The organism is Angustibacter speluncae (genome assembly GCF_054777815.1).
The window spans coordinates 1-8,178 of the sequence record NZ_BAAHAF010000124.1 but is presented as its reverse complement, the minus strand read 5'-3'; the positions used below and the strand labels follow the sequence as shown (position 1 = coordinate 8,178).

Here is an 8,178-nt window from a genome sequence, read left to right as displayed (position 1 = left end):
TTCGCCGGCCAGGAGCACCGCGACCGCCGGGTGCACGAGGCGCGCGGCCGCGCCCGCTCGGTCGTGCGCGCCGCTCGGCGCCGGGCCCGGCGGGCGGACGAGCGCCCGCTGCCGCAGTTCCTCGTCGTCGGCGCGATGCGCAGCGGGACCACCTCGCTGTACACCGACCTGGTGCGGCACCCGCGGGTCCGCCCGCCGCTGGCCAAGGAGCTGCACTACTTCTCGCTGCACCACGAGCGCGGCACCGACTGGTACCGGCGCTGCTTCCCGGTGCTGGCCGACGGCGAGCAGACCTTCGAGGCCACGCCGTACTACCTGTTCGACCCGCAGGTCCCGGCCCGGGTCGCCGCGACGCTGCCCGACGCCCGGTTCGTCGTCGTGCTGCGCGACCCGGTCGAGCGCGCCGTCTCGCACTACCTGCACACCCGTCGCACCGGCGACGAGCCGCTCGGCCTGGTCGAGGCGCTGGCGGCCGAGCCGGAGCGGCTGGCCGCCGCGCCGTCGGGGCAGCGCCGGCACGAGGTCCTGCGGCGCTACTCGTACCTGTCGCGCAGCCGCTACGGCGAGCAGCTCGGGCGCTGGTTCGAGCACGTCGACCCCGCGCGGGTGCTGGTGCTGCGCACCGAGGAGCTCGCCGAGCGCCCCCAGGACCAGCTCGACCGGGTGCACGCCCACGTGGGGCTGCCGCCCTGGCGCGCCGAGGCGTTCACCCGGCACACCCGTCGCCGCACCGGTGCCGGGGCGGACGTCCCCGACGACCTGGTGGCCCGGCTGCGGGCCGAGCTCGAGCCCGACGTCACGAGGCTCACCGGCCTGCTCGGCTGGGACCGCGGCTGGTGGTGAGCGGCCGCTACCCGACCTGGTAGCCCCAGCGCCGCAGCGCCGGCCCGATCGCGTCCTCGACGTCGGCGACCTGCGCGGGCGTGAGCTCGCGGCGGTAGGCGTCGACGCGGCCGCCGCCGAGGTGGTGGCGCGCCACGCCGGCGTCGAACCGCGGGTCGGGGTCGAGCCCGGCGAGGTCGAGCACCCCGCGCACGGCGGCGCCGGGGTCGGCCAGCAGGTCCTCGTAGCGCAGGTCGAGCCACGCGCCGGCGGGGTGGTGGTCGCGCGCCCGCTCGGCCGCCTCGACGAGCAGCTGCCAGCCGAGCGCGGCGAGCACCGGGAACGACCGTCCCGAGCGCTCCCAGACCTCCTGCAGGTGCGGGGGCAGCGGGCCGAACAGCCACTTGTCCGGCCCCTGCCAGCCGTCCCACCAACCCATCTGGAGCCACGAGCTGGCGACGGCCCGGCCGTCGCGGACGACCTCGACGACCCTGAGGTCGGGCAGCGCCGCGTGCAGGAACCCGGTCCTCGGCCACCCGGTCACGTGCAGGACGAGCACGTCGGCCCGCTGCGCCTCGAGGCGCTGCTCGACGAAGTCGCGCAGCCGGCGCTCGACGTGCGGCGTCATGTCGTCGGCGACCAGGTCGCGCACCGGGCGCGACCAGCCGGCCACGACGTGCCGGTCGAGCAGGTCGTACGCCTCGGACGGGCGGACGCCCAGCCGTCCCCGCTGCAGCACGCCGACGGCCTCGGACCACGCGCGCAGCGACGGCGGCCGCGGTGCCGTCGCGTGCCGGTACAGCGGGCCGTTCCAGCGTCCGCGCAGGCCGAGCCGCGCGAGCTTGTCGTCCAGGCCGGACACGAACGCGGTGCGGGGGTGGCGGGCCAGCAGCTCGGTGACGACCGTCGTGCCGCTGCGCCCGGTGCCCGCCACGACGACCACCCTCACCCGGGTGGCCTCGCGGGTCCGGCGGCGGTGGCGGGGTCGGCGGCGGGCGTGCGCAGGTCGATGGTGGCCAGCTCGACCTCGAGCGGGTCGGCCGGCCGCTCGGGCAGCCGGTCGGCGAGCCGGACGCTCGCGCGGGCCCGCGCGCGGCGGTCGCTCCAGCCGAGCAGGGCCCGGGTCGGCGCCGTGAGGGCCTGCACGAGGGCGCCCCGCCCGTTGCCGAGGCCGCGGGTCCACTCGGCGTCGTCGCGCACCTCGACGTGCCCGGTGACGTGCCGGGAGGGGTTGCCCGCCACCGCGTGGGTGGGGGAGATGCGCAGCGTCGAGCGGTCGACGAACGGCAGCGAGCCCGCCGGTGCGCCCAGCCGCTCCAGGACGGGGGCGAGCGCGGCGGCGGGGTCGTGCACCAGCGCCTCGTACCGCAGCCGCAGGTGCCGGCCGTCGCGCTGGCGCCAGGCCACCGCGGCGACGAGGTTCCACAGCAGCCACAGCGTGGCGCTCTTCAGCACCGGCTGGCGGTCCATCGGCGGGTCGTCGTCGCGCTGGCGGCTCGCCTTGTGGCGCAGCCAGGAGTACGCGGCCGCCCGCGGGTCGCGGACGAGGTGCAGGACGGTGACCTCGATGCCGGGCAGCTCCTGCAGCAGCAGCCCGTAGAGGGGCAGCTTGGAGGAGTCGACGACCACGGTGGCGCCGCTGCGGTCGCGGACGGCGCGGTACAGCTCGACCAGCAGGGCGTCGTCCGGGTGGCTCGGCAGCGGGGTGAGCCCGACCAGGGCGCGCACGAGCACCCGCGGCACCCGGCGGGCCCGGGTGCGCCGCCACAGCCGCCGGGCCACGCCCTGCGCGACCTCGCGCAGCGACCCCTCGCCGACGACCGACCGCATGACGGAGGACCACTCGGAGCAGGCGCTGAACGGCTGCCCGCACCCGCAGCGCTCGTCCTGCAGGGCGCCGCGCTGCCACAGGAAGCGCATCTCGCCGGCGGCGAAGACACCGGGCACCTGGCCGAGGATCGTGGTGAGCAGGGTGCTGCCGCTGCGACCGGTGCCGGCGACGTAGAGCACGCGCACGGGGTCGGGGCGCGGTGTCGTCACCGCGCCGCGCGCCAGGTCAGCCACGCCCCACACCTTGGTAGAGGTCGGACAAACTGTCCAGGTGCCGCCGGGCGGAGAACTCCTCCTGCACGCGTGCTGCGCCCGTTCGGCCCATGTCCGTCACCCGTCCCGGGTCGGCGATCAGCCGTTCGAGCGCCGACGCCAGGGCGGCGGGGTCGTCCGGCGCGACCAGCAGGCCGTCGACGCCGTCGTCGACCAGCTCCGGCAGCCCGCCCATCCGGGTCGCGACGACCGGCACCCCGAGGGCGTACGACTCCAGGACGGTCATCGGCTGGTTCTCGTACCAGCGCGAGGGCACCAGGGTCGCGACGCTGCCGCGCAGCAGGTCCGCGACGCCGTCGCGGGTGAGCCGGCCGAGGAACCGCACCCGGCCCGGGGCCACCTGCTCGGCCAGCCGCTCCAGGGCCGCCCGCTCCGGACCGTCCCCGGCCACGTCGAGCACCGCACCGGGGACGAGCCCGACCGCCCGGACCGCGGTGTCGACGCCCTTCTCGGCCGACAGCCGCCCGGCGACGGCGAACCGGCCCGGGGCGGGGTCGCACGGCGCGGCCGACGCCGGCGGGTCGACGAAGTGGGGGACGACGTGCAGGCGGCCGTGGTCGACCCCCGCGTCGCGGACGACTCCGGCCAGGAACCGGCTCGGGCTGACGAGCGCGTCGACCCGGCGCCAGGCGCCGGTGAGGCGGTGCACCCCGGACTCGACGCTGAGCAGGGCGCTCGCCGGCAGCGAGCCGCCCTTGCACCGCCGGCGGGCCGCCTGCAGCACCCCGCCGTCGACGCACGCGCGGCAGGGCCGTCCGTGGTCGAGCATCTGGTAGCTGGGACACGCGAGCTTGTAGTCGTGCAGGGTGAGGACGGCGGGGACGCCTCCGCGCACGGAGGGCGACAGCACCGACGGGGAGAGCTGGTGGTAGACGTTGTGGAAGTGCACGGCCTCGGGCCGGAACCTCCGGACGGCCTCGGCGAGCCCGGCGGCGGACCCGGGTGACCACATCATGCGCGCCGCGGCGCGCACCCCGGCCGGTCCCCGCGGGGCGGGGTCGAGGGCGACGAAGGAGGCGAACGTGTCGGCGAGCGGCAGCCCGGGCGGGTCGTCGGGGTGCGCCATGCCCCAGACCTGCACCTCGTGGCCGTCGCGCCGCTGCAGGTCGGCCAGGTCGAGCAGGTACGCCTCGGCGCCGCCGCGGCGGTGCACGAACTTGTTGACGTGCAGGATCCGCACGGGCGCAGTCCACCACACGGGCGGACGAGGGTGAGCGAGCAGCCCCCCGGCGCCCTGGCCTACCAGCTGCGCCGGGTCCGCCGGCACCTGCGGTGGGGCCGCGCCGAGGGGTGGGGCCGCCTCGTCGAGGAGGACCGCCTCGACCCGCGCGAGCGGGTCCGGCTCGCCGCGGCGAAGTGGCGCTGGCGCCGCCGCCACGGCGTACCGCGCGGCGCGGCCGTCCCGGTCTACGTCGTCGGCCTGCAGCGCTCCGGCACGAACATGCTCACCCGCGGGCTCGACGGCGCGCCGGAGGTCGAGGTGCGCGGCGAGAACGACCGCACGGTCTTCCACCGGTTCCGGCTGCGGGGCGACGACGTGCTGGTGCGCACCGTGCGCCGCAGCCGCCACCGACTCGTCCTGGTGAAGCCGCTGTGCGACTCCCAGCACGTCGACCGCCTCCTCGACCTGCCCGAGATCCCGGGCGGACGCGCGCTCTGGGCGTTCCGCGAGCCGCACGCCCGCGCCCGCTCCGAGGTCGCGCGCTTCGGGGCGGCGAACCTGCGGGCGCTGCAGGCGATCGCGGCCGGCGACACCGCCGGCCGCTGGCAGGCGGAGCGCCTCGACGAGGCGGCCGTCGAGACCGTCCGGCGGCTGCGGCCCGAGCGGCTCACGCCCTACGAGGGCGCGCTCGCGTTCTGGGCGGTGCGCAACGGGCTGTGGTTCGACCTCGGCCTCGACGCGCGCGAGGACTGCCTGCTGGTCGACTACGACGCCGTGGTCGCCGACCCCGCCCCGGCCGCCGAGCGGCTGTGCGCGTTCCTCGGGCTGCCCGCCCGCTCCGACCTGCTCGGCCACGTCGTGCCGCGCAGCACCCACCACGACGACCACCCGGAGGTCGACCCCGACGTGCGCGCGCTCACCGACAGCACCTGGGAGCGGCTCCGCGCCGCGGCGGGGACCGCCCCGTGAGCGCCGTCCGCCGCTGGAGGGCCGCCGCCGTCGGGCTGGTCGTGGCCGCCCTCGCGCTCGCCGGCTGCACCGACCCCGGCGACGACGACCCCGGACCCGACCCGACCGCGGCGCCCACCTCCACCGGTGGGGACGACGCCCCGCGCGAGGCGTTCGACGGGGGCGTGCTCGGCGCCAAGTGGGACCAGGCGCGCACCGACGCGTTCGACCCGTACCTGCGCGAGCTCGGAGCCGGTCCGACCTTCTCCGAGGTCGTCTGGTGCGAGATCGAACCCGTGCAGGGACAGCGCGACTGGGCCTCGCTCGACGCCTTCGTGGCCCGCGCCGACGAGCTCGCCAGCACGCTGCTGCTGAAGATCCGCGTCGGGCAGTGCTGGACGACCGGCCAGGCGCCCCAGCAGGCGCGCGGCAACAAGACCGAGTCGGGCGTCCCGCGCGACACCGCCGAGTACCGCGACTTCGTCACCGAGCTCGTGACGCGGTACTCGGCGAAGGGCGTCAGCCGGTACGCGGTCGAGAACGAGGTGAACTCGCCGAGCTTCTGGGCGGGCACGTCGCAGGAGTACCGCGAGCTGGTCGAGGTCGCCGCCGAGACGATCCGCGCGGCCGACCCCGACGCGCTGGTGCTCGACTCCGGGCTGAGCAGCGTCTCGTACGGCGCCGGCGCGGCCCGGCGGCTGCTCGACGAGGGTCGCGACGACGAGGCCGTGGCCGCCTGGAACACCTACTACGAGCGCCGGATGGGCACCCGCGGGCGCAACCTGGTCGAGGCCGCCGACGCCGACGAGCTCGAGGCGCTGCTGGGCCGCGAGCAGGCGGCGCGCAACATCGAGTACCTCGACCTCGCCTCGGACCTGGTGGCCGACGGCGTCGTCGACGTGCGGCAGGTGCACTTCTACGAGACCTGGCGCGGCGTCCCCGTGCTGTTCGGGCTGCTGCGCGCCACCACGCCCGAGGACGTCCCGCTCGAGCTGTGGGAGGTCGGGCTGTTCCGGCGCGGCCAGGACGTGCCGATCGACCAGGCCGCCGACGAGACCGTGCAGACCAGCGCCGCGCTGCTCGCCGAGGGCGCCGCCCTCGTCGTCTGGCTCCCGCTGGCGTTCAACCCGTCCGGCCGCAACCCCGACGAGCCGCGGACGGGGCTGCTCGAGCCGCAGGGCGAGGTGCGTCCCACCGGCGAGCGGTACGCCGAGCTCGCCGCGGCCGCCCGCGACGCCGTCCCCGTCCCGGTCGCCACCGACGACGTCGTCGGCGTCGTGCTGGAGAAGCCCGAGGGGTCGACCGCGTTCGTCTGGTCGCTCGACGGCGAGGTCGACGCCGAGACCGCCGGTGGCGAGCTGCGCCTCACAGAGGCGCCGACGCGGGTCGAGGTGGAGGGCTCGGTCGACGACTTCGTGGCCGGCCTGCCGTGACCCACCACCTCGTCTTCGTCGGGGGCCTGCACCGCAGCGGCACCAGCCCGCTCGCCCGGGCGCTCGGCACGCACCAGGACGTCAGCGCGCTCGCCGGCACCGGGGTGGTGGAGGACGAGGGACAGCACCTGCAGCCGGTGTACCCGAAGGCCAAGACCTACGGCGGCTCAGGCCGTTTCGCCCTCGACCCCCGGGCGCACCTCACCGAGCGCTCGCCGCTCGCGACCCCCGACGCGGCCGACCGGCTGCGGGCCGCCTGGGACCCGTACTGGGACCTCTCCCGTGGCTGGTTGGTCGAGAAGTCGCCGCCGAACCTGGTGATGGGCCGGTTCCTGCAGGCGGTCTTCCCGGGCAGCTCGCTGGTCGTCGTCGTGCGCCACCCGGTGGTGGTCGCGCTGTCGACGAAGAAGTGGCGCGGCGTGCGGACGCTGCGGCCAGGCAAGTTCGAGTCGCTCGCGTCGCTGGTGGGCCACTGGGTGCGCGCGCACGAGGTGCTGCGCGACGACCTGGCCCACCTCGAGCGGGTCCACGTCGTGCACTACGAGCACCTGCTGGCCGACCCGCGCGCCGAGCTCGACGCGATCGGCGCGTTCCTCGGGCTGCCGGGACCGGTGCCCGACTCGGCGCTGCGCCGCGGCCACAGCGAGCCGTACGAGCGGGAGTGGCGCCGCCTGGGCCACCCGCTGCACCCCCTGCACGCGGGACGCCGCGCCGTCGTCCGCCGGCACGCCGACGCCGTCGCCGCGCTCGGCTACGACGTCGAGGACCTCACGGCGCCGCCGCGTCGGGTGCTCTCGGGCGCCACGGGGTCGACCTGACGCCGCGAACCGCTCAGCGGTAACCGAGCTCGCGGAGCAGCCGCCGGCTCGTCCACCAGACCAGCACCCGGCCCAGCGGGTCGAGCTCGCGCCGGTGGGCACCCGCCCGGCCGGAGTGGATGGCAGAGTCGGTGCCCTCCCGCCGCCGCCGGTCGCGCGCCTGCGCGTGGTAGCGCGGCGGGACGTCGTGCGGGTGCTCGTCGATGCGGAGCATCGCGGGGTCGAAGTCCTCGCCGAGGAAGTCGGTGAGCCGGCGCACCGTGGCCTCCTGGTCGGAGACCAGGTCCTCGTAGCGCACCTCGTGGAACTGGTTGCGCGGCAACCACTCCTGCGCCGCGCGCACGGCGCGCACGTACTGCGGCCACTTCACCGCCGCCTTGAGCGACGAGACGTACCCGAACCGCTTGCGGTGGCTGACGACGACGTCGCGGCCGTCGCGCAGCACGTGCACCACCTGCGCGTCCGGGAACAGGGCGAGCACGAAGTCGAGCTGCAGGGCGTACCGGGGCGTCTTGTCGACCCAGCGCGCCCGTCCCCGCCGCGCGGCGTAGTCGGCGTGCACGCCGGCGAACATCGCCGCCATCCGCTGCAGCCACTCCTCGCGGCTGAACCCGAAGCGCTCCAGCGCCTCCCAGTCCTCGTGCACGACGCGGCGCATCGACTCGAGGTAGCGGGTCTCGGGCCCGCAGCTGAGCCGCGGGTGGGAGTCGAGCAGCAGCCGCACCAGGGTGGTGCCGGAGCGCTGGCAGCCGACGACGAACACCGGCGGCCCGCCCGGGCGGGCGTCGTCGGTCACCGGTGGGCGGCCGCCACGTCGGCCTCGCGGGTGTCGTCGACCGGCTCCTCGCCCGCGTGGTCGCGGCACCCGAGGCGACGACCCTGGCCGCCCGCA

The 8,178-nt window shown here is 76.7% G+C and carries 8 protein-coding genes; 4 read left to right on the top strand and 4 right to left on the bottom strand.

Annotated features, from left to right (window positions below):
- Positions 1–843, top strand: an 843-nt coding sequence (locus tag ACYVKY_RS15050; RefSeq protein ID WP_460435807.1) for a sulfotransferase family protein, incomplete at its 5' end; no start/stop codon positions are given.
- Between the two features lie 7 nt (positions 844–850).
- Here the strand turns inward: ACYVKY_RS15050 and ACYVKY_RS15045 are convergent.
- Genes ACYVKY_RS15045 through ACYVKY_RS15035 form a run of 3 tightly spaced genes read right to left on the bottom strand, consistent with a single transcriptional unit; the run spans position 851 to position 4,105 of the window.
- On the bottom strand, positions 851–1,771 hold the full coding sequence (locus ACYVKY_RS15045; protein ID WP_460435806.1) for a sulfotransferase family protein: 921 nt from the start codon (positions 1,769–1,771) through the stop codon (positions 851–853).
- Positions 1,768–2,886, bottom strand: coding sequence for a sulfotransferase (locus ACYVKY_RS15040; protein WP_460435805.1), 1,119 nt, complete (start codon positions 2,884–2,886; stop codon positions 1,768–1,770). The genes ACYVKY_RS15045 and ACYVKY_RS15040 overlap by 4 nt, the downstream gene beginning before the upstream one ends.
- Positions 2,879–4,105, bottom strand: coding sequence for a glycosyltransferase family protein (locus ACYVKY_RS15035; protein WP_460435804.1), 1,227 nt, complete (start codon positions 4,103–4,105; stop codon positions 2,879–2,881). Before ACYVKY_RS15035 ends, ACYVKY_RS15040 begins: the two co-directional genes overlap by 8 nt.
- A gap of 30 nt (positions 4,106–4,135) precedes the next feature.
- On the opposite strand from ACYVKY_RS15035, the gene ACYVKY_RS15030 reads away from it, so the two are divergent.
- From ACYVKY_RS15030 to ACYVKY_RS15020, 3 genes are read left to right on the top strand one after another with little or no spacing between them, the layout of a single operon-like run.
- Positions 4,136–5,056: a hypothetical protein gene (locus tag ACYVKY_RS15030; RefSeq protein ID WP_460435803.1), complete on the top strand. Its 921-nt coding sequence runs from the start codon at positions 4,136–4,138 to the stop codon at positions 5,054–5,056.
- Positions 5,053–6,468 carry a hypothetical protein gene (locus ACYVKY_RS15025; RefSeq protein WP_460435802.1) on the top strand — a complete coding sequence of 472 codons (1,416 nt, stop codon included), beginning with the start codon at positions 5,053–5,055 and terminating at the stop codon, positions 6,466–6,468. Before ACYVKY_RS15030 ends, ACYVKY_RS15025 begins: the two co-directional genes overlap by 4 nt.
- Positions 6,465–7,286 (top strand): sulfotransferase family protein, encoded by an 822-nt coding sequence (locus tag ACYVKY_RS15020; protein WP_460435801.1) that lies wholly within the window; start codon positions 6,465–6,467, stop codon positions 7,284–7,286. Before ACYVKY_RS15025 ends, ACYVKY_RS15020 begins: the two co-directional genes overlap by 4 nt.
- 13 nt (positions 7,287–7,299) lie before the next feature.
- Here ACYVKY_RS15020 and ACYVKY_RS15015 read toward each other — a convergent pair whose 3' ends face one another.
- A complete protein-coding gene (locus ACYVKY_RS15015; RefSeq protein WP_460435800.1) occupies positions 7,300–8,082 on the bottom strand; it encodes a sulfotransferase family protein in 783 nt (260 codons plus the stop codon).
- Positions 8,083–8,178 lie beyond the last annotated feature (96 nt).